Annotated in this window: 21 protein-coding genes and 1 tRNA gene; 9 read left to right on the forward strand and 13 right to left on the reverse strand. The window is 42.7% G+C overall.

Annotated features, from left to right (window positions below; all coding sequences use genetic code 11):
• Positions 1 to 353 precede the first annotated feature (353 nt).
• A tRNA-Leu gene (locus tag M2470_RS17985) sits at positions 354 to 437 on the reverse strand.
• Positions 438 to 586: 149 nt separating this feature from the next.
• Here M2470_RS17985 and M2470_RS17990 point away from each other — a divergent pair.
• Positions 587 to 1,669, forward strand: coding sequence for a mannose-1-phosphate guanylyltransferase (locus M2470_RS17990; RefSeq protein WP_280746412.1), 1,083 nt, complete (start codon positions 587 to 589; stop codon positions 1,667 to 1,669).
• Between the two features lies 1 nt (position 1,670).
• On the opposite strand, the gene M2470_RS17995 is transcribed toward M2470_RS17990, so the two are convergent.
• The 4 genes from M2470_RS17995 to M2470_RS18010 form a co-directional block, all read right to left on the reverse strand.
• The gene (locus tag M2470_RS17995; RefSeq protein ID WP_280746411.1) at positions 1,671 to 2,585 is read right to left on the reverse strand and encodes a ribonuclease Z; all 915 of its coding nucleotides are present in this window, start codon (positions 2,583 to 2,585) and stop codon (positions 1,671 to 1,673) included.
• A gap of 600 nt (positions 2,586 to 3,185) precedes the next feature.
• Positions 3,186 to 4,337, reverse strand: a complete 1,152-nt coding sequence (locus tag M2470_RS18000) for a cytochrome d ubiquinol oxidase subunit II (RefSeq protein WP_280746410.1) — start codon at positions 4,335 to 4,337, stop codon at positions 3,186 to 3,188.
• Positions 4,338 to 4,355: 18 nt separating this feature from the next.
• Positions 4,356 to 5,912, reverse strand: coding sequence for a cytochrome ubiquinol oxidase subunit I (locus M2470_RS18005; RefSeq protein WP_280746409.1), 1,557 nt, complete (start codon positions 5,910 to 5,912; stop codon positions 4,356 to 4,358).
• A 12-nt stretch (positions 5,913 to 5,924) separates the two neighbouring features.
• On the reverse strand, positions 5,925 to 6,155 hold the full coding sequence (locus M2470_RS18010) for a DUF4492 domain-containing protein (RefSeq protein ID WP_280746408.1): 231 nt from the start codon (positions 6,153 to 6,155) through the stop codon (positions 5,925 to 5,927).
• Positions 6,156 to 6,465: 310 nt separating this feature from the next.
• Here M2470_RS18010 and M2470_RS18015 point away from each other — a divergent pair, with 310 nt between their 5' ends.
• From M2470_RS18015 to M2470_RS18045, 7 genes are all read left to right on the forward strand, one after another.
• Positions 6,466 to 7,947, forward strand: a complete 1,482-nt coding sequence (locus M2470_RS18015; protein ID WP_280746407.1) for a Gfo/Idh/MocA family oxidoreductase — start codon at positions 6,466 to 6,468, stop codon at positions 7,945 to 7,947.
• A 23-nt stretch (positions 7,948 to 7,970) separates the two neighbouring features.
• Positions 7,971 to 8,729 (forward strand): DUF1080 domain-containing protein, encoded by a 759-nt coding sequence (locus tag M2470_RS18020; RefSeq protein ID WP_280746406.1) that lies wholly within the window; start codon positions 7,971 to 7,973, stop codon positions 8,727 to 8,729.
• Positions 8,730 to 8,846: 117 nt separating this feature from the next.
• A complete protein-coding gene (locus M2470_RS18025; protein ID WP_280746405.1) occupies positions 8,847 to 9,356 on the forward strand; it encodes a DoxX family membrane protein in 510 nt (169 codons plus the stop codon).
• A 2-nt stretch (positions 9,357 to 9,358) separates the two neighbouring features.
• Positions 9,359 to 11,023, forward strand: a complete 1,665-nt coding sequence (locus M2470_RS18030) for a Gfo/Idh/MocA family oxidoreductase (protein WP_280746404.1) — start codon at positions 9,359 to 9,361, stop codon at positions 11,021 to 11,023.
• Positions 11,024 to 11,184: 161 nt separating this feature from the next.
• Entirely contained in the window at positions 11,185 to 11,553 is a 369-nt protein-coding gene (locus M2470_RS18035) for a DUF6249 domain-containing protein (RefSeq protein ID WP_280746403.1), read from the forward strand.
• A gap of 12 nt (positions 11,554 to 11,565) precedes the next feature.
• Positions 11,566 to 12,129: an RNA polymerase sigma factor gene (locus M2470_RS18040; RefSeq protein WP_280746402.1), complete on the forward strand. Its 564-nt coding sequence runs from the start codon at positions 11,566 to 11,568 to the stop codon at positions 12,127 to 12,129.
• Positions 12,126 to 12,503 (forward strand): hypothetical protein, encoded by a 378-nt coding sequence (locus M2470_RS18045; protein WP_280746401.1) that lies wholly within the window; start codon positions 12,126 to 12,128, stop codon positions 12,501 to 12,503. Before M2470_RS18040 ends, M2470_RS18045 begins: the two co-directional genes overlap by 4 nt.
• Before the next feature lie 8 nt (positions 12,504 to 12,511).
• Here the strand turns inward: M2470_RS18045 and M2470_RS18050 are convergent, their stop codons facing one another.
• From M2470_RS18050 to purL, 8 genes are all read right to left on the reverse strand, one after another.
• On the reverse strand, positions 12,512 to 13,588 hold the full coding sequence (locus M2470_RS18050; RefSeq protein WP_280746400.1) for a hypothetical protein: 1,077 nt from the start codon (positions 13,586 to 13,588) through the stop codon (positions 12,512 to 12,514).
• A 14-nt stretch (positions 13,589 to 13,602) separates the two neighbouring features.
• Complete coding sequence (locus M2470_RS18055; protein WP_280746399.1) at positions 13,603 to 14,139, reverse strand: hypothetical protein; 537 nt, start codon at positions 14,137 to 14,139, stop codon at positions 13,603 to 13,605.
• A gap of 31 nt (positions 14,140 to 14,170) precedes the next feature.
• Entirely contained in the window at positions 14,171 to 14,701 is a 531-nt protein-coding gene (locus M2470_RS18060) for a sigma-70 family RNA polymerase sigma factor (RefSeq protein WP_280746398.1), read from the reverse strand.
• Between the two features lie 137 nt (positions 14,702 to 14,838).
• Positions 14,839 to 15,567 (reverse strand): NigD-like protein, encoded by a 729-nt coding sequence (locus M2470_RS18065; protein ID WP_280746397.1) that lies wholly within the window; start codon positions 15,565 to 15,567, stop codon positions 14,839 to 14,841.
• Between the two features lie 107 nt (positions 15,568 to 15,674).
• On the reverse strand, positions 15,675 to 16,811 hold the full coding sequence (gene lpxB, locus M2470_RS18070; protein ID WP_280746396.1) for a lipid-A-disaccharide synthase: 1,137 nt from the start codon (positions 16,809 to 16,811) through the stop codon (positions 15,675 to 15,677).
• A 27-nt stretch (positions 16,812 to 16,838) separates the two neighbouring features.
• Complete coding sequence (gene surE / locus M2470_RS18075; RefSeq protein ID WP_280746395.1) at positions 16,839 to 17,606, reverse strand: 5'/3'-nucleotidase SurE; 768 nt, start codon at positions 17,604 to 17,606, stop codon at positions 16,839 to 16,841.
• Between the two features lie 37 nt (positions 17,607 to 17,643).
• Entirely contained in the window at positions 17,644 to 18,240 is a 597-nt protein-coding gene (locus tag M2470_RS18080; protein WP_280746394.1) for a porin family protein, read from the reverse strand.
• Positions 18,241 to 18,264: 24 nt separating this feature from the next.
• Positions 18,265 to 21,954, reverse strand: a complete 3,690-nt coding sequence (gene purL, locus M2470_RS18085; protein WP_280746393.1) for a phosphoribosylformylglycinamidine synthase — start codon at positions 21,952 to 21,954, stop codon at positions 18,265 to 18,267.
• 348 nt (positions 21,955 to 22,302) lie between these two features.
• Here purL and cysK point away from each other — a divergent pair, with 348 nt between their 5' ends.
• Positions 22,303 to 23,250, forward strand: a complete 948-nt coding sequence (cysK, locus tag M2470_RS18090; protein WP_280746392.1) for a cysteine synthase A — start codon at positions 22,303 to 22,305, stop codon at positions 23,248 to 23,250.
• The last annotated feature ends 283 nt before the right edge of the window (positions 23,251 to 23,533 follow it).

The following is a 23,533-nucleotide window of genomic DNA, read 5'->3' on the forward strand; positions in this document are numbered from 1 at the left end:
AATACAAACAAAAAATTGCCTATATCATTTTACGGATACAGACAATTTTATTAAGTGAAAAACTTAAAGCCGCTTTTTAAGGGGTGACTATTTAGACAAAGTGTCAAAAGAATCGTTGCCGATCCTCTCAACTGGAGTCTGCGTCATCGCTGGACAACTTACCGAAATGCCTATAGTGGTTAAAGTAGATGAAATAGAGAAAAAGTATATACCATTGAATGAAACTATTGATATTGTCTCCAAGTGGACATAGCCCGAAATCTTTCAAAATCTGTCTGGGAACAATTTGGGAACAATCCCTCAAAATAAAAAGCCTAATTGACTGACTATCAATTAGGCTTTCATTTTTTCAGTACCCAGAGCCGGGATCGAACCGGCATGGGTGTAACCCCACTGGTGTTTGAGACCAGCGCGTCTACCAATTCCGCCATCTGGGCATTTTCCTTTAATGCGATGCAAAGGTAGGTGTTTTTTTTAATAGTGCAAGAGTTGACGGGCTTTTTTTTATTTTGGGCTGTTGAGTGAAATATTTATGGGATTATTTCGTTAAATTTGTAGGAGTATTATTTTAAAAACAATCTGATTCATGAAAGATAATTACTGTGTTATCATGGGTGGAGGAATTGGAAGTCGGTTCTGGCCCTTTAGTAGAGAGAGTTACCCTAAGCAATTTCTTGATTTTTTTGGAGCCGGACGTTCTTTACTTCAACTAACTTTTGATCGCTTTGCTAAAATAATCCCCAAAGAAAATATATATGTAGTAACCAATGAGTCGTATGCTTCTTTGATGAAGGAGCAGTTGCCCGACTTAAAGGATAATCAGATATTACTGGAGCCCAGCCGGCGCAATACGGCTCCCTGTATTGCCTATGCGGCTTATCATATCAGGGCTTGTAATCCTAATGCAAATATAGTTGTTGCTCCATCGGATCACTTGATTTTGAAGGAAGATGTGTTCTTGCAGAATGTGCAGAGGGGATTGGAGTTTGTGAAAGAGAATAGGGCTTTAGTTACCTTAGGTATTAAGCCTAGCCGGCCTGAGACGGGTTATGGCTATATTCAAAGCGACGAAACAGCTATAGGCGAATTCTCAAAAGTGAAGACTTTTACCGAGAAACCGAACCCGGAATTGGCTCAGGTGTTTTATGAAAGTGGCGAATTCTTCTGGAATTCAGGATTATTCCTGTGGAATGTAGATACTATTATTGAGGCTTTCAGCAAGTATTTGCCGGATATAAACAACCGGTTTGACTTGGGGAAGGACTTATTTAATACTCCTGAAGAATCTGCCTTTATACAGCAGCAGTTTCCTTATTGTCCAAATATTTCTATTGATTATGGAATCATGGAAAAGGCCGACAATGTCTATATGATGTGTGTAGACTTTGGGTGGGCCGACTTAGGTACATGGGGTTCTCTCTATGATATGGCTCCTAAAGACGAACAGCAGAATGCTGCCTTAAAGGCAAAAAATGTGTTGCTGTATGAAAGTAGCGGAAACCTTATTGCTATGGATAATCCCGAACGATTGGTGGTTATAGAAGGCTTGGATGGTTATATCGTTGCCGAATCAGGTAATGCTTTGTTGATTTGCCGGAAAGATGATGAGCAGCGAATCAAGCAGTTTGTTGCTGATATACAGCTCAAGTACGGCAAGGAGTTTAATTGATTTAAACGGATAAAACCAGTCCCTCGTTAGCCAGTAAGGTTTCCGGGAAAAGCTGTTTGGCTTCTTCCAGCATCAATTTGTCATCTTCGTATCGGGCAGAAAAGTGTCCGATCAGTAGTCTTTTTACATTGGCCAGACGAGCTATTTCGGCAGCTTCTCTGGCTGTAGAGTGGTATGTTTCCCTGGCACGGGCGATTTCTGTTTCCAGAAAGGTGGCTTCGTGATAAAGTAAATCTATGTCTTTGATGATGGGTATGATTTCCGGACTATAGGCTGTGTCGGAGCAAAAGGCATATCGCTTTGCCGGAGTGGCCGGGCGGGTTAAGCGCTTGTTCGGGATCACCTCTCCTTCCGGAGTGATGTAATCCTCTCCTTGCTTGATACCGCGAAGCTGTTTAACCGGGATCTGGTAGAAATCGACCATTTCCTTGATCAGATGAGCTTCCTTTTGCTTCTCGACAAACAGATAGCCGCAGGTTGGGATGCGATGATTGAGGGGGATTGAATAAACTTTCAGCGAGCGATCCTCCATCACCAGTTCATGCTTATATGTGTTTATCAAATTGAACTTGACCTGAAAAGAGATTCCTTTGCAAAACTGGTTTAACAGAGGCTGAAGGTAAGCTTCTATCTCTTTGGGACCGTGTATGAACAAGTCGCCCGTTCTACCCAGCATGCCAAAGGTAGAGATCAATCCAGGCAGCCCGAAGCAATGGTCTCCGTGCAAGTGAGAGATAAAAATGTGATTTAACCGGCTGAATTTAATACGCATGCGGCGCATTTGTACCTGAGTGCCTTCGCCACAATCTATCATATATAATTTGTCCCGTAAATTTATAATCTGTGAAGTTGCCAGGTGGCGGGTGGTTGGTAAAGCCGATCCACAGCCAAGAATGCTGACATCAAAATCTGCCATAAAGTTTTATTTTCTGCTAATAATGCACAAATATATCATAAAAAAAGAGTATCTCGTTTCGATTAATTAAAAAAAAGGAGAAATGAGTTGGAGGCAAATAATGTATTTATTATCTTTGCAACTGTTTAAGACAGATAATATAGTCTTAAAATTAGGACTTAATTATATTTTGTTCTAAACCTTAACTAACTTTTTCTTTTTGTTTAAAACGGTTAAATGTAGAAACGGCCAAGCGTGAGCTCCGCCGTTTCTTTTTTTATATCCCCTCCCCATTGATATTCTTTCTACACCTTGTGGATGTGTATTGGTTTATGTCTAATCAATATACTGTAAACATGCGCCTATTAATCTCAATTAGGTAGGTTAAAATTCAGTTAGGGGTAGCTCTAAAAATATTTAGACGTACCTGTAAATCAATTTAGACGTACCTGTAAACTAATTTAGACGTACCTCTAATTTGGTTTAGACGTACCTCTAAATAACAAACCTCCATATGATTTGTTCAAAACACTAAAGAATCTTGGAGAAATGAATAGGAGAAAAATAAAACGAGAGAAGGTTTTCACCCTCTCTCGCGTAATTCATAGTATCTTATTAATCTTAATAGGTGTGATTGCTTTCGGTCATTTCCTGACTGTCTATCTTGCGCAAATCCAGCGATCTCCAGGCATAGAAAATGTAGGCCAGTACAAATGGGATCAGGAGCGATACATAGCTCATTACCTTCAATGTGAAGAAGCTGGAGCAGCTATTTTCTATCGTAAGCGAGCTTTGTAAGTCGGCTACTGAAGGGTAATAGGCTGTGTTGTTCCATCCGGCGCATAGCAATAAAGCTAATACTGTAAAGACTGTTCCGCATCCGGCAAACCAGATTCCTTTGTTCCAGGTAGGCGATACGATTGTCTTTATGATGCCAAAGAGGACCCCTACTACTCCGATTAAAAGGACGGCAAGTACAGCCGGCATTTCTATCAGGTTGAAGAAGTATTTGTACTTCTGCATGAATACTACCTTTGTTTCCGGGTCTACGGCAAATCCTTCCTGCAATAACAGGTGTACCAGGAATGTAAGGAAGAAAACGAGGAATAAGACTGTTTCGATAATCAGCTGTTTGCGAGATCTTTTCTGTATCTCGTCGTCGTTGATGTTATTGATGAAATATAGCAAAGCCAGTACGCGGGCCAGGAAAAATACAGCCAGTCCGAGGCATACATTCCAGATGACAAAAGCAGCTTCGAGTCCGCCCCAGGGGGTTGCCCACGACGAAATAACAGGCATGCTTATCTCTGCCAGTTGTTCTTTATTTACAAGGAATTCGGCTCCATTGAAGAAGGTGCCAACTGCCGTACCCAGCAATATCGGGCCTAATACGCCATTCAATATAAGGAATACCTGATAGGTTCTCTTGCCCAGCAGATTGCCTTTTTTGGCTTGATATTCATATGAAACAGCTTGTATTACAAAGCATAATAGAATCAACATCCATACCCAATAAGCTCCGCCGAAACTGGTAGAGTAGAAGAGGGGGAATGAGGCAAAGAATGCACCTCCGAAGGTAACCAGAGTTGTAAATGTAAACTCCCATTTGCGACCGGTGGAGTTGAGTAACATTTTTTGCTGAATTTCTGTTTTTCCAATCGTAAAAAGCAGTGACTGACCGCCTTGTACAAATAGCAGGAAAACCAACAATGCGCCTAATAGTGATACAAGTAACCACCAGTAATGTTGCAATAATATATATGTACTATCCATGATGTGATTGTTTTAATGTTATTTTCCTGATATTTCCGGTCCTTTTTTGATCGCCTTGATCATGATTCCTACCTCTGCAATGAGCAAGATGGTGAACAATGTCAGGAAGATGAAGAACGTTAATTGAACGGAAGAGGTATTCAGCTTAGATATAGCCGCAGAAACCGGCAGGATATCCTGTATGGCCCAGGGTTGGCGTCCAACCTCGGCGACTGCCCAACCCAGTTGTCCGGCTAAGTATGCCAGTGGTATGGATAGCAGGCAGATCCATTGCAGCCAACGTTTGTCTTCAAACTTGTTCTTGTATGATAGCCAGGTAGCTACAGCAAATAGCAGGATAAAGAAGCATCCCAGAATTACCATGATATGGAAGGAGTAGAAGGTAAGCCCTATCGGTGGAATCAGATCTTTCGGGTTCTTGATATATCCATATCCGAAGAAGGGGAAGTTCTCGTCTAGTATAGCACGATGTTCTTTGGCGGCTACTTCGTCTTTGTCTTTTTTAGCCTTACGATAGTCTGCCAGGGCTTTTATAGCCTTTTGCCCTCGAGCTATTTTCTCGCGAGCCGACAATGCGGTTTGTCCATCCTTTGTTTGATACCCTCCTTCAATCAGGTTTGTGATGCCGGGTACATAGGCGTTAAGATCCCGTTCGGCAAGGTAAGATAATAGCTTGGGGAACTGAATCTTGAACAAGAATGGGTCTACATTGTCGTTGTAGTTTTCTTTTGCCGGGTTCAGCATTCCGATCGCTATTAATCCGGCGCCTTCCTGTCCTTCGTATAAGCCTTCCATGGCTGCTAGCTTCATGGGTTGCTTTTGAGCCACCTGGTAAGCAGATCCGTCTCCTGTCCAGAGTGTTAACAAAGAAGCTACCAGTCCAAAAGCGGCCGCAATCTTGATACTGGCCAATGCGAATTTAGTCTGTCTTTTCTTTATCAGATACCAGCTGCTGATACCGATAACAAACATTGCTCCTACAATCCAGCCCGAAAGTACCGTGTGGAAGAATTTATTGATGGCGACAGGAGAGAGGGCTACAGCCCAGAAGTCGAACATCTCGTTGCGTACGGTGTCGGGATTGAACTGCATTCCAGCCGGATACTGCATCCATGCATTGGCGATTAAGATCCACAAGGCAGAGATCGTTGCCCCAATGATAGTCAGCCAGGTAGATGCCAAGTGAAACCCTTTGCTAACCTTGTTCCAGCCGAAGAACATTACAGCAATGAATGTAGCTTCCATAAAGAAAGCAAGAATACCTTCAATAGCCAGAGGGGCTCCAAAGATATCTCCTACAAACCAGCTGTAGTTGGACCAGTTTGTTCCGAACTCGAATTCAAGTATTAGTCCGGTGGCAACTCCAATGGCGAAGTTGATACCAAAAATCTTCATCCAAAACTGGGCTGTCTTTTTCCAGAAGTCATCTCCTGTTTTGTAATAAATGGTTTCCATAATCGCCTGAACAATACCAAGGCCCAGCGTTAGCGGAACAAAGAGCCAATGGTAAATGGCCGTAAGAGCAAATTGTGCCCTTGACCAATCAATTAGTGAAGTGTCAATGCTTTCGATCATAATTATAATAATTTAAGGAGTAATAGCTCGATGAATTAGTTCCTCTGAAACATGTTCCTGTTTTTCACTTTTTGTTTCAAACTGGTTTAAATATCTGGGAAAGAAAAAGATTTTTAATACTACGAACATGATAAAAAGTTTGATCAGAATGATTGCCCAAAGGGTTTTCCCCAGAGATGTCATTCCTTTAAAGCCTTCCAGATAGAAGTGATATACTTTTAATGGGAAAGATTCTTTTTTCATAATATTAGTATCGTGTATATAATGATAACAAATATAATGAAAGATTTGTTGCTTTTATCATTTTCCGACATGTGTAAGTTTTAAAGAATGTGAAAATGCAAACATTTGATATTAATTGGCTTAATTTAGATAAGATATTGTTGATTCCTGATTAGGGCTTTTTGTTAAAAAAAACTATTTTGCACCAATAAGGGCTTTTTTATTCTTGATTGTACTTGGGTATTGGTTATATTTGCGTCGACTTGTGTGAAGGAGGATGTAAAAAAAATATATTCATTATTAAGTGCTAATCTATTAAAAAGTTATTGTTATGTCTAACATTTCAAGAAGATCATTTCTTCAAAAAGGTACAGCTGCTGCAGCTGCGTTAACAATTGTTCCAAATTCTATTCTAGGTAAGAGCCACGGATATACCGCTCCAACTGATAAGTTGAATATTGCCGGTGTAGGTATCGGAGGTATGGGTAATGCTAACCTTACTCACATGGCTACAGAAAACATTGTAGCTCTTTGTGATGTGGATTGGAAATATTCAAAACCGGTATTTGAAAAATACGGACAGGCTAAGAAATACTGGGACTTCCGTAAGATGTATGACGAAATGGGCAAAGACATTGATGCTGTTATGGTAGCTACTGCCGACCATACACACGCTATCGTTGCTGCTGATGCCATGACAATGGGGAAACACGTATTCGTGCAGAAACCATTGACTCACTCCGTTTATGAATCTCGTTTGCTTACTAAACTGGCTGCAAAACACAATGTTGCAACTCAGATGGGTAACCAGGGCTCTTCTGCCGAAGGCGTAGACTTGGTATGCGAATGGATCTGGAATGGCGAAATCGGAGAAGTTACAAAAGTAGAAGCTTTCACCGACCGTCCTATCTGGCCGCAAGGTTTGATGACTCCGGAAAAAGCCGACAAAGTTCCTTCTACATTGAACTGGGATTTGTTTACAGGTCCGGCAGAATTGGTTCCATTCAATAATATCTATCATCCTTGGAACTGGCGTGGATGGTGGAACTATGGTACAGGTGCATTAGGTGATATGGCTTGTCATATCCTTCATCCTGTATTTAAAGGTTTGAAATTGGGATATCCTACAAAAGTTCAGGGTTCTTCTACATTATTGTTAAGAGATTGCGCTCCTCAGGCTCAGCATGTGAAATTGCTTTTCCCTGCTCGCGACAATATGCCTAAGGTAGCTTTACCAGAAGTAGAAGTACATTGGTACGATGGTGGTTTGAAACCTGACCTACCTTCTGGATGGCCTGCTGGTCGTGAAATGAATGATTCAGGTGGTGCTGTTATTTTCCACGGAACAAAAGATACATTGATTTGCGGTTGCTATGGTGTGAATCCATGGTTGCTTTCAGGACGTACTCCTAATGCTCCTAAAGTTTGCCGTCGCGTGAAAGATGCCATGCGTGGTGGTCACGAACAAGACTGGATCCGTGCTTGTAAAGAAAGCGCTTCAAATCGCGTAATGACTAAATCTGACTTCTCTGAAGCAGGTCCATTCAACGAAATGGTAGTTATGGGTGTATTAGCTGTTCGCTTGCAGGCATTGAACAAAGAACTTCATTGGGATGGCCCGAACATGAAGTTTACGAACATCAGCGACAACGAGGAACTGAAGATCGTTATCAAAGACGGTTTCACCATTAAAGATGGTCACCCGTCATTTAACAAGACTTGGACAGATCCTATCAATGCGAAAAAGTTTGCTGAAGAATTGATCAAGCATAACTATCGCGCAGGTTGGAAACTGGTTGATATGCCTCGTTAATCATTATAAAATAAAAGTGCAAAATGAAGAAATTAGTAATATTGACAAGTGCTGTTGCCATAATGCTTAGTTTTGTAGCTTGTGGTGGCGGTAGCAAAAAAACAAGTGCTTCAGATGAAGGTTGGGTTTCCATTTTTGATGGTAAAACCTTCGAAGGATGGAGAGGATATAACAGAGCTGATGTACCAGCCCGTTGGATCGTTGAAGACGGAGCTATCAGATTCAAAGGTTCAGGTGGTGGCGAAGCCCAGGAAGGCGATGGCGGCGACTTGATCTATGATAAAAAGCTGAAAAACTTCGAGCTTGAGTTTGAATGGAAAGTAGCCAAAGGTGCCAACTCTGGTGTATTTATTCTAGCTCAGGAAGTAGAAGGAGAACCTATCTATATCTCGTCACCTGAATACCAGATACTGGACAATGAAAACCATCCGGATGCAAGATTAGGTAAGAACGGAAACCGTATGTCTGCTTCTTTGTATGACATGATTCCTGCTAAACCTCAGAATGCAAAACCGTTTGGTCAATGGAACAAGGCTAAGATCTTGTGCTTCAAAGGTACTGTTGTTCATTATCAGAACGATGAGCCGGTTGTTGAATACCACTTGTGGACTCAGCAATGGAAAGATATGTTGGATGCTAGCAAGTTCAATAAGGAAGATTGGCCATTGGCTTACGACTTGTTGATGAACTGTGGAGGCCCCAACAAAGAAGGTTATATCGGTTTCCAGGACCACGGGGATGATGTGTGGTTCCGTAATATTAAAGTTAAGATCCTAGATTGATAACACTTTTCTAATAAAGGAAAGTTACATACGGAAAAAATACCCGGGGTTTGAATAATCGTTATTCATGCTTCGGGTATTTCTTTTATTATTCTCAATTTTATTTAGACTCAATAAATGGAAAATAAACAAATGTACACGAAAGCGCAGCTTACCTGGTTGGTGGTTCTTCGTGTTTTTATTGGATGGCATTTTGCTTATGAAGGTTGGGTGAAGCTCCTGAACCCGCGATGGACGTCGCTTCCCTACCTGCTCGACTCTCAAGGAGCGGCATCTTCGTTTTTTATCAAACTGACACAGAACCCAGCATTGATGGATACTGTGAACTTCTTGAACCAATGGTCTTTACTCCTGATTGGCTTTGCTCTTATTATCGGTTGTTTTTCGCGCATTGCTTCGATTGGTGGAATACTACTACTACTACTTTACACGCTGTCTCATCCCTCTTTTATAGGGGCTTCTTATCTGATGCCTTTTGAGGGATCTTATTTGTGGATCGACAAGAATCTGGTAGAATGTGCCGCCCTGGCTGTACTTTGCACATTCCCTACGTCGCATGTGATAGGATTAGACCGGTATATGAAGAAAATTATGCCGGCTTGGGTTCGTAAATATAAACTGATTTGATTATGGCTACAGAAGAGAAAGATATAAACCAGACTCCATCATCTGAACAGCCCGAATCTAAAGGGCGTCGCGAGGCATTGAAAGCGCTGGCTACCGTACCGGTACTGGGCGCTCTGGCGTATGGAGTTTATAAGAAACAGAAGGCTGTTACAAGCGGACGTGATATTTCAGACGTTTTCAAGGTAAGTAAAGATGAGGCAAAGTATCTGGAGCCTAAACCAGACGGAGAACTGATCCGCGTAGGTATAATAGGTTTCGGTATCCGTGGGAAGCAGTTATTAAGAGCTGCCGGATTTGCGGAACCTTCTTGGATTGATACGATGATAGAAGCCTCTAAAAAGAACAAGAATGATACCCGCTATCAGCAATATAAAGAGCAGGACAACCTGAATATCGAGATAACAGCCGTTTGTGATATCTTCGACGTTTATGGAAACGATGCGATTTTGGCCGGTTCAAACATAAACCGTGAAGGCTCAAATGGTACATTCGGTAAGGCTCCTAAGCGTTATCGTCATTATAAAGAGCTATTGGCTGCCAAAGATGTTGATGCTGTTATTATAGCCGCCCCCGACCATTGGCATAGTACAATGGCTATGGATGCCGCTAAAGCAGGAAAACATGTATATGTAGAGAAACCTCTCTCATGGACAGTGCCTGAAACCTATATGGTTCGCCAGGTGATCAAGGAAACCGGAGTAGTATTCCAGCTGGGGCATCAAGGCCGTCAGACGGATTGCTACCAGAAAGCAGAAGAGATCATCGGAAACGGATTGCTGGGCCCGATCAACCTGATCGAGGTGTGTACAAACCGTAACTCGCCCAATGGCGCGTGGGTATACGACATTATAGAAGGTTCTAACCCTAACTCTATCGATTGGAAACAGTTTGAAGGAGATCCCGAACGGGTGAAGGAATACATGGACTACATGACCAAATACGGACTGGAGCGCTATGTAGGACCGGAAGAAAGAAGCAAATTCAGCCTGGAACGCTTCTTTCGCTGGCGTTGCTGGTGGGATTATAGCACAGGCTTGTCTGGTGATTTGCTGACGCATGAATACGATGCCGTCAACCAGATCATGCACGTAGGTATCCCTCATTCGGCAACTTCATCCGGTGGCGTTTATTTCTTCAAGGATGGACGTACTGTGCCCGACGTGTTGCAAACTACGTTTGAGTTCCCTGAAAATGATATGACAATGCTCTACAGTGCAACGCTTGCGAGTTCGCGCAACCGGGGTAAGGTCTTTATGGGACATGATGCGTCTATGGAAGTATCCAACATTCTTCAGGTAACAGTAGATAAGAATTCTACCCGCTATGCAGAGAAGATAGATAAAGGCGTGATCCATACCGATGCTCCTTTCTATACGTATGTGCCGGGACAGGATAGCTCCGACTCGGTAACCTCTCCTACGGAACTTTATTTTGCCCAGCGAGGATTGCTTTATACCTATGTAAACGGTAAGCGTTACGATACGACCCATTTGCATATACGTGAATGGCTGGAATGTATCCGTCAGAAGAAAACGCCAAGTTGTGATATCGACCAGGCGTTTGAAGAAGCGATGACTGCCCACATGGGAACCCGTGCCTTCCTGGAAGGACGCACCATGTATTGGGATAAAGACAAGGAAGAAATCGTACGAGGCGAGATCGTTTAAGACGGCTCGTTTGTGAAAAATAATAGCCCGCGTCTGATTTATTTTCGGACGCGGGCTATCTTTTTTTAGACAGGAGTCATTTTTTTCTCTTTTTTTGTAACCAATATCCAACTAGCTTTGTCTTATCTGTAAACAGAGTATTAATTAAAAATGTATTTAGTATGGGTGAAGATATTTTAATTCCTATAGCAGGGATGATATTTGTTATCGCACTTCCGGTGGTAGTAATAGCTATGCTGGCGCATAAGACAGAGCAGGCTAAGCATGCCGAACGTCTGGCCATGATTGAAAAAGGTATCATTATAGAGAAGCCTCAGAAGGTTATCAACCGCTACAATGCTCTTAGAAACGGCCTGTTGATGGTTGGGTTATCTGTGGGCGCTATCTGCGGGGTAGTGATAAACCGTTTGCTTCATGCCTGGGAGGGTGGATTCCTTATCTTTGTTCTGGCTGTATTAGGCGGGGGTATAGCGTATATATGCTATTTCTTCCTTGCTCGCAAAATGCAGCGGGGGGATGAAGATGAATAAACCCTGTGGCGGATGGATGAGCAAATATGGATAGAAAAAATTCTGGCAGGGGATGCGCAAAGCTTCTCCTGCCTTGTCGCGAAGTATCAGCAGATGGCTTTTAATATTGCTTTTCAGATAACGGGCAATCGCGAGGAGGCAGAAGAAGTAGTACAGGATTCGTTCGTCAAAGCATATCATGCGTTGGCGAGTTTTCGTTTTGGGAGTAAGTTCTCTACCTGGTTTTATAAGATAGTTTACAATACATCCATTACGGCCCAACGTAGGCAATCGTCGTCTGTTTCTTACGAAGATATTCATTCTGTAGACATCACTGCTGAAGAAACAGATAACGCAATCAAACTGCTGGAGCGAGAAGAAAGAAAAGAGATAATACAAAAAGCGCTGAAGAAACTTCCGACCGACGAAGCCCTGATACTCTCGCTTTACTACCTGGAGGAATGCTCGGTAGAAGATATACGTCAGATTACCGATCTGACGCTATCTAATGTAAAAGTGAAGCTTTTTCGCGGACGTAAGCGCTTTTATGAGATATTAAAACTGATGGTTAAACACGAAATACATAACTTACTATGAACATGAATGGAAATGGGCTCGATCATCTGACGAGGGATTTGTTACAGTCGGGCATGATAAAACCGTCGCATGACCTTTCGCAACGGATTATGGCGCAGATTATGAAGGAGGCAGAAGTGGGAGAGAAGCACCCGGTTAAGGTGTATATGAAGAGTTTCTCGTCAGCTCCCTGGATTATTATAGCTATCCTTGTTTATGTATTACTGGCTGCCTGCTTCTTTTACCTGTTAATGAAGAAGCCAGAAAGTGCAGCTTCTGCCTTTCTGGCTATCAAAAGCCATCTGCCTTATATTCTGACAGTATTGGCTATGTGTTCGGCTATCCCGTTCTTTTCGGTTTTAGACCGGGTCTTGTTTTCCGAACGTTTCTTTTAGGACTCTTTTTATAAAGTCCTAATTTTGATGTTGCTGTAATTGTTTCCTTCAAAAAGGATAACACTACTGCCACCACCGTTTACCTGATAGTGGTGGTTTACTTTGTTTTCAACATTGGAATGGGTAACGTTAAATCCATTGATATCTATATTCCCGTATTTCATGTCTTTAGCATCTACTTTAAATGAGGCATTAGACGGTATGTGAATATTCAGGTTCCCGTATCTGGCTCTCGCTTCAATTCTTTTAAAGCCGGAGGCCACTTCTTTTATATTCAACGTGCTGTAATCCATAGAACTTGCCTGAAGTTGGTCTTTCATACGGTCGATATTACATTCGCTGTATTTCATTGATATGGCTACATTTTCGGTGTTGCCTACTTTCAGGTTGCTGTATTTCTTGTCAACTTCCAGTTTTTTGACATTCCTGATGCTGATGTTTGAATATTTGCCGTCAATACGCATGCTTTCCCCGTTGTTGACTTTCACATTCCCACAATAGCTGATATCCAGGTTGAGATCTTGTACGTCGTCTAGTTCTACATTACTATAGCCGGCATCAATATTTAAAGAAGCGGTGAAGCTGCCTGCTTTGATATTGCCGTATTTAACTTCCAGCATGCTCTTTCCTTCATTCTTCTCAGGCATATTGATGTTGCCGTATTTCTGAGAAAGAACAGTAGACAGTTTAGAGGGCATGCTGATGTAATAGTCAATCGTCAGCCTGTTATTGTTGTTGTTCCACCCGGTCTGACTTCTCAGAGAAGTAATGGCCGAAACCGTATTGCTCGACTTGCCCAACTCTACGTTGACCCTATCCAGCGCCTCTTGCGCTTGACTGTCGCTATTAGCTTTTACTTCAATTACAACACGGATAGAGACTTCATTTTTATTCCAATGTGTAATGGTAATGTTTCCATACCTGTTGTCTACCCGTAGTAAATCATTGTTGCTTACGTTAAACGACTGGTTTATCTCTTTCTTCTTTGTTCTATCCGGTGTGTTGGCCCATGCAGGCAAACAGCATGCCAACAGTAATATAACTGTAAGGAAGCGTAACGGATTGTTCTTGTGTATTGTCTTCATAGCTGTATATGTGTTTAATTGTTCGTATATTCGGTTGCAATCTCCATTTGCTTTAACATGATCTGCAAACTACCCAAACTGTTTTTGTAGTGTTGATTCATGGCAAACAAACCATCATCAGAGCAGGGGAGGGTAGGTAATACCTTTACCTCAAATTCTTCTGAAGATTTAAGGACTCGTTTGGTCTCTTCAAGTAATTCAAGTCCGCCCGGTACCTGTTCACTTTTATATAGCGCTCTGATCTGAGCAGATACTTCGTTCATCTGCATATTGTAATAGACACGAAGCTCTTCTATCTCAGTCTGTGTTTCACAAGTGTAGACTGTGCTTTGCTGAATGGGAGCGTCTTTCAGATCTCCTTGTATTTTCAGAAAAACAAATAGTGTTACAGCTGCCGCAGCGGCAAACGACAACAAGCTGAAAAGTTTCCCTTGCCGTTTGTGCGGAGGGCTTGGCAATTTCTTTTCGAAGCGTTCAAAGTGCCCTTCGGGGAGGAACTCATCGTCAAATGCTTCCTTGTTATTGTCTATAAAGTGTTTTAATTTGTCCATATCACATATCAAAGATTATTATACATACTCATTAGCCGGTCGATATTATGTCCAGCAGTTTTCGTTTACCCCTCATATACTGCGTTCGGACACTTGCCGGTTGTATGTTCAGTATAGAGGCTATTTCTTCCATGTCGTACCCTTCAAAGAGAAAGAGCGAAAGGACTACCCGATAACCGGCCGGTAGCTTTTTTGTAGCTTCCTTTACCTGGGATACTGTGTATTGTATCTCTTCTTCATCCGGCTCGTCATCTATCGGTATAGCATAGTTCTCAGACAGCTCTTCCCACTCCTGGGTTTGTCTCCTTACATAATCAATGGCGGTATGTATGGCAATCCGTTGTATCCATGCCTCGAAGTTTAATCCATCCTGATATTGGTCTATCCGGGTGAATATCTTCAGAAAAGAGTCTTGCATCGCTTCTTCTGCTTCCGGCGCATTCCCTACGATACGCAGACAGGCAATATAAAGCCTGCGAGCATACTTCTTGTAAAGAGCCAGTTGGGCAGATCTGTCACCCCGGCGGCAATTCTCTATCAGATTTGCGTTTGTTCCGTCCATTTGTTTATATAAACGAGGGTTGCAACCCAAACGTTGCATCTTTGTATGCGAAAATAAATAAAAAAAAGAAAGGCATCATCACGACGCCCCTCTCTCTCTGAACTAAATGATAAAAATAAAAGTTATGTGGGAAGGTGTTAGATCGTATTCTCAAAGTTTTCTGTATTCAGCTTTGGCTCAATATCTGTATTCTTCCCTGAAATATATTTTTTCTCAAACTCTTTTGTTCCATCGAACGTTAGTGCTTTGATAAATAAGGAAACTTCCTTTCCATCAGTATCCGGCAAGCTTGATAAATCAAAGGCTACGAAACCATAGCGTAAGCTGGATGAACTATCTTTGAACGCATTGTGGCGGAATTCAAATTTGTATGGATTATCACTCGCTGATTCGTCATGAATCAGGTTTACAAAGTGTTTTATATTACCACTAAAGTAAGCTCTGAATTCAATGTTAAGAAATCCGTCTCCCACCCATATAGCTGTAATTTCTACCGGGTCGGTACCATAAATAGAATCGTTCTTACTTCCCAGGTTCTCTGCAATCGACTTGGTTAGTATCGTGTCAATTCTGTTTATTTTAATAACATGGTCGAATTTGTCGTAATTGTCTCCTAATATCGTATAATTAATTTGCACCCGCTGAGGTTGCTTGGGCTGGTAATTAATATAGAGAGGTGCACCGGGCCATAGCGATGTGCTATCGTCCAAGGTGAGGTAAAATTGGCTGTCACCATAAGGTCTGGCTGTGGCTATTGATACCCACATGTCGCCTAATGAGTAGCCATCGTCATCTAAACAAGAAGTAAAAGTAAGAGAGGATAACACCACTCCAACAGTAATAAATAATAATTTCAACGTCTTCATAAAACTATAAATCTTTATACTATTCAACTTTACATTAGAGAAGATGAATATTAGTCATAAAATGCTGCAAGCTAAATGTGTAAAAGATGTTAAAGAGGGCGTTTTGGTTAGTTTTTTACTGCTTTTAGGTATTTAAGGATAAGAGTGGCGGTTCGTTGAGAAGCTCCTGGCTCGCCAAGCGTGTGTATAACTTCGTCGTATCCATCAAGCATGCGTTGCCGATAATCAGGCTTGTGGAGTATGTTCTCGAGTTCCTGTTTTATGTTTTCCAGAGAAAAGCGATCGGCAAAGAGTTCCTGTACAATCTCTTTCCCGGCTATAAGGTTTACCAGTGAAATGTATTTTGTGTGAAAGAATTTACGGAAAAGAAATCCGGAAATTGTTCCTAATTGCACATAATAACAGACCACTTGAGGTACACGGAAAAGCGCTGTCTCCAAGGTGGCTGTTCCGGAAGTAACCAGTGCCGCTTTGCTGTGGGTGAGAAGAGAATACGTTTTTCCAAATACAATTTGAACCGGAAGCTCTCCAATGTACTGTTGGTAGTATGTTTCGTCAATGCCGGGAGCTCCGGCGATGATTGCCTGATAAGCAGGATAATCAGATGCAACTTTCAGCATAGTAGGTAGGTTGTCTTTTATTTCCTGCTTTCTGCTTCCGGCCAGCAAGGCTATGATCGGCTTCTCAGACAAACCTTCATCGTTTATAAAGGTGTCGTCAGACTGTTCGTCTTTGAATTGCGCAACGGCATCAACCGTTGGGTTTCCAACATAGTCTATTGTGTAATTTAATTGCTGATAAAACTCTTTTTCAAACGGAAGTATGCAGAACATTTTATCCACATAGCGACGGAAATCTTTTATCCTGTACTTCTTCCAGGCCCATATCTTAGGTGAAATGTAATAGTAAACAGGAATCTGTAGCTGGGTATGTACGTACTTGGCTATTTTGAGATTAAATCCCGGATAATCGATTAATATAACAACGTCCGGCTGGTAACGAAGAATATCTTCCCGGCAAGTTTTCATATTCCGTAGGATGGTTCGTGCATTGAGAACGACGGGGATAAATCCCATAAAGGCCATTTCCCGGTAATGCTTCACCAATGTACCTCCTACGGATTGCATCAAATCTCCTCCCAGAAACCGGAAATTGGCTTCAGTGTCTGCTTCTTTTAATGCTTTCATTAAGTTAGAAGCATGTAAGTCTCCGGAGGCTTCGCCGGCAATGAGATAGTATTTCATTAATAACTAATAACTAATCGCTAAACGTTAATCGTTAATGATCGATGTTAGTTTTTGTAGATAATCGTAATCGGTTACATCTATTTTACAGGGCACCAATGAAGCATAGCCTCTGTCTAATGCCGATGTATCTCCTTCGGGATGTATGGGCTTTGCATTCTCAAAAGATCCGGTAAGCCAGTATACCGCTTCGCCCGAAGCATTCTCGGAACGCATATATTCGTTTACGAATCGTCCGGCAGCTTGCTGGCAGACTTTTATTTCTTTTACGTGTGGGATATTGGGGACATTCAGGTTTAGATAAGTACCTGATGGAAGCCCTTCCTTTAGTACCCGGCGGGCTAATTTACGGCCTAAGCGACAGCATTCGCTGAAGTCTGCATCTTCTGCATGGTCGGTCAACGATATGCCGATAGAAGGAATTCCTAAGGTGCATCCTTCGATAGCAGCTCCCATAGTACCTGAATAATGAACACATATTGCCATGTTACCCCCGTGATTGATACCGGATACAATGAGGTCGGGCTTTCTGTCCAATACATCATTGACAGCCAGTTTTACACAATCTACGGGGGTTCCGGTACAACTATAGACAACCAACCCGTTTTCCTTACAGAGTTGTTTATATTTTATCGGAATCAATGAGGTTATCGCGCTCGACATTCCTGACCTTGGGCCATCCGGAGCAAAAATAACTAAATCTCCCAAATCTCGTAAACATTCTGTCAGTTCTTTTATCCCCTTAGCGTTTACGCCATCATCGTTTGTTATTAAAATAAGCGGTTTATCCTTCATTAATCTATCTATTTGTTTAAATTACAAATATACACAATTAAAAGCGGTAACCAAAATTGAATTGAAGTACGAGGTTTTTATATGAGTCTCCGTCTGTAGGATAATTTGTACCCTTGTATTTAAGCCATCCTTTAGCTGTATTAGTAATACCTATATTAGTATTGGCTGAAACAAAGAAACCATTTGCCAGTAGATACCCGACACCTATTACAGCAGAAATGTCGGTGGGTTTTACCATGTCGTTCTCTATTCGTTTGTCTTCATATTCTTTACTGCCAAAGGCTTGCTTGTTCACATTAGCCTTGATCCCGAGCTGCGGACCGGCAAAGACGTTAAGTCCTTTGTGTACGTAAAACTTAGCCAAAAGTGGGATCAGAATGTAATTATGCTGCAAGTCCGTATCGGCAAACTTAAAGCGTGAGCCCTGCATGGAGTAATAGGCTCCCAGCTCGGTGGCAAATAGGTTTGAAAACATATATTCAGCCGATGCCCCGAAATTTAATCCCGGTTTAAAATTTCCGCTTGTGTTTGTCTTGTCGGCCAGGTTAAGCCCGGCTCTGGCTGTAAAATAAAATTTTTGGGCTGTTGCCTGTATAGATACAAGCAACAGCAGAAGACATGCGATTTTTTTCATTGGTTTTTTAATGTTAGTATTTTTTTATCCTTTATTGGCTTCCACCCATTTGTAGGCATTTACAAATGCTTCCATCCAGGGAGTAATCTCATCACTCTTCCTGTCATCAGGATAGCAGCCGCATTGCCAGGGGAAGATGGCGCGTTCGGGGTGAGGCATCATTGCCAAGTGGCGTCCGTCGGCAGAACAAACACCGGCAACAGCCCAAGGTGATCCATTTGGATTGGCCGGATAACCTTCGTAATTATATTTAGCGACGATGTTGTATGCTTTTTCTTCATAAGGGAAGGAGAATTTTCCTTCGCCATGAGCAACCCATGCGCCTATTTTAGATCCGCTTAATGAACCGAACATAACAGAATTGTTCTTGGGTATTTCCAAGGTGACAAATTCCGATTCAAATTTATGCGAATCATTATGCAGCATCTTGTGCTTCTGTTCGTGTTCCGGATAAAGCAGTTCCAGTTCAGCCATTAGCTGACAGCCGTTACAGATACCCATGCTCAGGGTGTCTTTGCGTGCATAGAACTTATCCAAGGCTTTTCTGGCTTTCTCATTATACAGGAATCCTCCGGCCCATCCTTTGGCTGAGCCTAATACGTCTGAGTTGGAGAAACCTCCGCAGAATACGATGAAGTGAATGTCGTCCAGTGTCTCCCGTCCGCTCGCCAGGTCTGTCATGTGAACGTCTTTTACATCAAATCCTGCAAGGTAGAGAGCGTAAGCTGTTTCACGTTCGCACTGAGTTCCCTTTTCGCGGATAACGGCGGCTTTGATTCCCGATGGCTTTCTGCGTTCGGCAGAGAGTCCGTAGGTAGATAGCTGTCCGGTGAAACCTTTATTGTATTTGAATTCCAACGGCTGCATCTTGTAGTTTTCAAAACGGTTTCCTGCACATACGCTGCCGCTTTGTTTAATGTCTAGTTTGTAAGAAGAAGAATACCATACATCACGCATATAGTCGATGCCAAAATGATATTGCACACCTTCTTTTGAAACCAAGATGTGACGTTCGTCTACCGGCTTTGCTATCAAGGCAAAACCTACACCGGCTTCATTCATTAACTGTTCAAAAGCCTTCTTTTCTTTTACCTGCACCAGGATACCCGGGTTCTCGGCAAACAGTATTTTTACGATATCTGTCTCTGCTATGCTATCAAGTGTTACTTCCAGCCCGCCTTCTACATTGGCGAAACACATTTCGAGTAAGGCTGTCAGCATACCTCCGGCAGAAATATCATGTCCGGCCAGCAGTAACTCTTTCTCGATGGCTTCCTGTATAGCGTTGAACGCATCGGCAAAGTATTCGCTGTCTGATACCGTAGGGGTAACTTCGCCCAGCTTATTAAGTACCTGTGCCAGGGCAGAACCTCCCAGTTGCAATTCTCCAAAGGAGAAATCTACATAATATATATATGTATTCTTGTCGTTACGGATTACCGGTGATACGATTTTCTTTATATCACTTACTTCTGCTCCGGCAGAAATGATAACGGTACCCGGTGAAAGTACTTTCTGATCTCCGTATTTCTGAGTCATCGACAAGGAATCTTTTCCTGTCGGGATGTTGATACCCAGTTCGCAGGCAAAGTCTGACGCTGCCTGTACGGCTGTATATAAGCGGGCGTCTTCTCCTTCGTTACGGCAAGGCCACATCCAGTTGGCACTTAAGGAAACGCCTTCAATCTTGTCTGTTAAGGGGGCAAATACGATATTGGTCAGGGCTTCGGCAATAGACAAAACACTACCGGCTGCCGGATCAACCAATGCGGCTTGCGGAGCATGTCCGATAGAGGTGGCAATCCCGGCTTTCCCGCGAAAATCCAGTGCTACGGCACCTAGGTCGCTAAGCGGCAATTGCAGCTCACCCTGGCATTGCTGACGGGCTACCCGTCCGGTAACCGAACGGTCTACCTTGTTGGTCAGCCAGTCTTTACAAGCTACGGCTTCCAGTTGTAATACCATTTCAAGATAATGATGCAGTTCGGATGTCTTATAAACAACCGGCTGAAACTTTTCTTTTATGGTAGAGTCTACCATCACCGTTTTAGGCGCTTTCCCAAACATATCCTCCAGTTTCAGGTCGATAGGTTTTGTGCCATCCGCCTGCTCAAATACCAGTTTCATGTCGTTGGTTGTTTCACCTACAACATACATAGGGGCGCGTTCCCGTTCGGCAATGCGTTTTATTCTTTCAACGTCTTTTTCTTCTATTAATAGCCCCATGCGTTCCTGGCTTTCGTTTCCGATGATCTCTTTAGACGAAAGCGTCTGGTCTCCGATGGGTAATTGGCTCATGTCGATGTGTCCTCCGGTGGCTTCTACCAACTCGGACAGGCAGTTCAGATGTCCTCCTGCTCCGTGATCGTGAATAGAAACAATGGGGTTCTCTTCCGATTCGGCAATGCTTCGGATCACATTGGATACGCGTTTTTGCATTTCCGGGTTAGCACGTTGTACAGCGTTTAGTTCAATGCCACTGGTAAATTGTCCGGTGTTCACTGATGAAACGGCTCCTCCACCCATGCCGATGCGGTAGTTATCACCACCTAATACCACTACTTTCTCTGCCGGTTTTGGGTCGCCTTTCAGTGCATCCCGTTTATTAGCGAATCCAACACCTCCGGCCAGCATAATTACTTTGTCGTAACCATATAGCTTGCCGTTTTCTTCATGCTCAAATGTAAGGACAGAACCACAGATTAGTGGTTGTCCGAAATGATTACCAAAGGTGGATGCTCCGTTTGAAGCCTTGATCAGTATTTGCTCCGGTGTTTGATAGAGCCATTGACGAGGATCTAATATCTTTTCCCATTCACGCGTTCCTTCGGTACGTGGATAGGATGTCATGTATACTGCTGTTCCTGCGATAGGCAATGAGGCTTTTCCTCCGCCCAGGCGGTCGCGTATCTCACCTCCCGTTCCGGTAGCGGCGCCATTGAAGGGTTCTACGGTTGTAGGGAAGTTATGTGTTTCTGCTTTTAGCGAGATAACTGTATCGATATTGCGAATGGTGAAATAATCGGGTTTGTCTCCGCTTGCCGGGGCAAATTGATCTACTGTAGGTCCTTCACTGAAGGCTACATTATCCTTGTAGGCAGAAATCAATCTGTTTGGATTTTCGGCCGATGTTTTCTTTATCAGTTTGAAAAGCGAACTTTCCTTTTCCTCTCCGTCAATAACAAATATCCCGTTGAATATTTTGTGGCGGCAATGCTCGGAGTTTACTTGTGCAAAGCCGTATACTTCACTGTCTGTCAACCGACGGCCAAGCCTTTTGCTTACCTCGTTCAGGTAGGTTACTTCGTCTTCATTCAGCGCCAGTCCTTCCTGCTGATTGTATTTTTCTATATCGTCAATAAGGATCACGGGATCCGGTTTCTTCTGTATCGTGAAGATTTGTTGATCCAGTCCGTTATATATCCGCTGAAGCATCGGATCGTGCTCTGCCTCTCCGGAAGAAACAGGGAAGTATTCTTCGATCCGGGAGATGCCGGCGATTCCCATGTTTTGGGTAATTTCTACCGCATTTGTACTCCAGGGGGTAATCATTTCGCGACGTGGTCCGATAAACCAGCCTTCCATCGTTTCCGACTTTACAGGAGTTGCATCACTAAATAACCAAACCAGTTTGCTTATATCTTCGGGAGAAAACGCTTGTACGGCTTCTACTGCCAATACTGTCTTAGTTGAAGACGTGAAAAATAAAATCATATTATTGAACAATTGATATGTCAGTAGTAAAACAACCCATCTTGCAGATTGCGACACAAAGATAGTTAGAAATAAATAATAATTAGTAATCAGACAGGATACATTTATAAGATATCCTCTGTTTTTTCTTTAGCTTTGCCTGTGTTTGTTTATATTTTTGTACCTGATTTATTAATCAGTTCACAAAGGTGAACAACTTGGCTCACGGAAGTGAACCAGGTGGCTCACAGAGGTGAGCCGAGTCGTTCATATAGGTGAGCCGATGAAAAATATAAGAATGAATCAATAGTTCTTACCGAACGATTTGCCAAATATCTTTGTTTATATAAAAGAAACAAAATATGTGATATGAAGAAAATAGCAAAAAGATTAACGGACTTAATAGGTAATACACCTTTGTTGGAACTTGGTATTTACGGTAAACAGCAGCAAGTAAAGGCCCGTTTGATAGGAAAATTGGAATACTTCAACCCTTTAGGAAGCGTAAAAGACCGTATCGCCCTGGCTATGATTGAAGACGCTGAAAAGAAAGGCATTTTGAAAACCGGCTCTGTTATTATAGAGCCTACAAGCGGAAATACCGGAGTAGGGCTTGCTTTTGTGGCATCCATCAAAGGCTATCGCCTGATACTAACCATGCCGGAAACAATGAGCTTGGAAAGGCGTAATTTGCTGAAAGCCTTAGGCGCAGAATTAGTATTAACCCCCGGAGCTGAAGGGATGAAAGGGGCAATTGCTGCAGCTGCCAAACTACAGGCTGAAACCCCTGATTCGGTCATTCTTCAGCAATTTGAAAACCCGGCAAACCCAGCCATACACGCTCAAACAACAGCCGAAGAAATCTGGTGCGATACCGACGGGCAAGTCGACATCTTTGTATCCGGCGTAGGAACCGGAGGCACCGTCAGTGGCGTAGGCAAACGCCTGAAAGAGTTGAACCCCAACGTCCGGATCGTAGCCGTAGAACCGTCTGACTCCCCCGTACTCTCCGGCGGAACTCCTGCCCCACACAAAATACAAGGCATCGGAGCCGGATTTGTACCCAAAACATACGATGCAACAGTGGTAGACGAAATAATAACCGTCACCAATGATGATGCCATCCGCACAAGCCGCCAACTGGCAGCCTCCGAAGGTCTGCTGGTAGGCATTTCATCAGGCGCCGCCCTCTACGCTGCCACCCAATTGGCTCAATTGCCCGAAAACAACGGCAAGAACATTGTCATAATACTCCCCGACACCGGCGAACGCTACTTGTCGACTGTACTTTATGCCTTTGATGAGTATCCCTTGTGATCTAACGTATAATATATGATAAAAATCGCACTCCATCAAGCGGACTGTTCCGCAAAACGTGCCCCTGTGCCTTACAGCTCATTATAGATAGAGCCTTTCAGGCAAAATACTATAGGGTAGGTATTTGATATCTATGGATAGTAATATAAATACATCCTATTAATAGTTAAATCAATAGAAAAAGATCATAAATAGTCTATCCTTAAAAGCATTTCATTTATTTGATTGACAATATATTAGTTTGATTATTTCTTGTTTATATCTGCAAGAATTAGTATCTTTA

It is taken from the genome of Parabacteroides sp. PH5-46 (assembly GCF_029892785.1).
Lineage (GTDB): Bacteria > Bacteroidota > Bacteroidia > Bacteroidales > Tannerellaceae > DFXE01.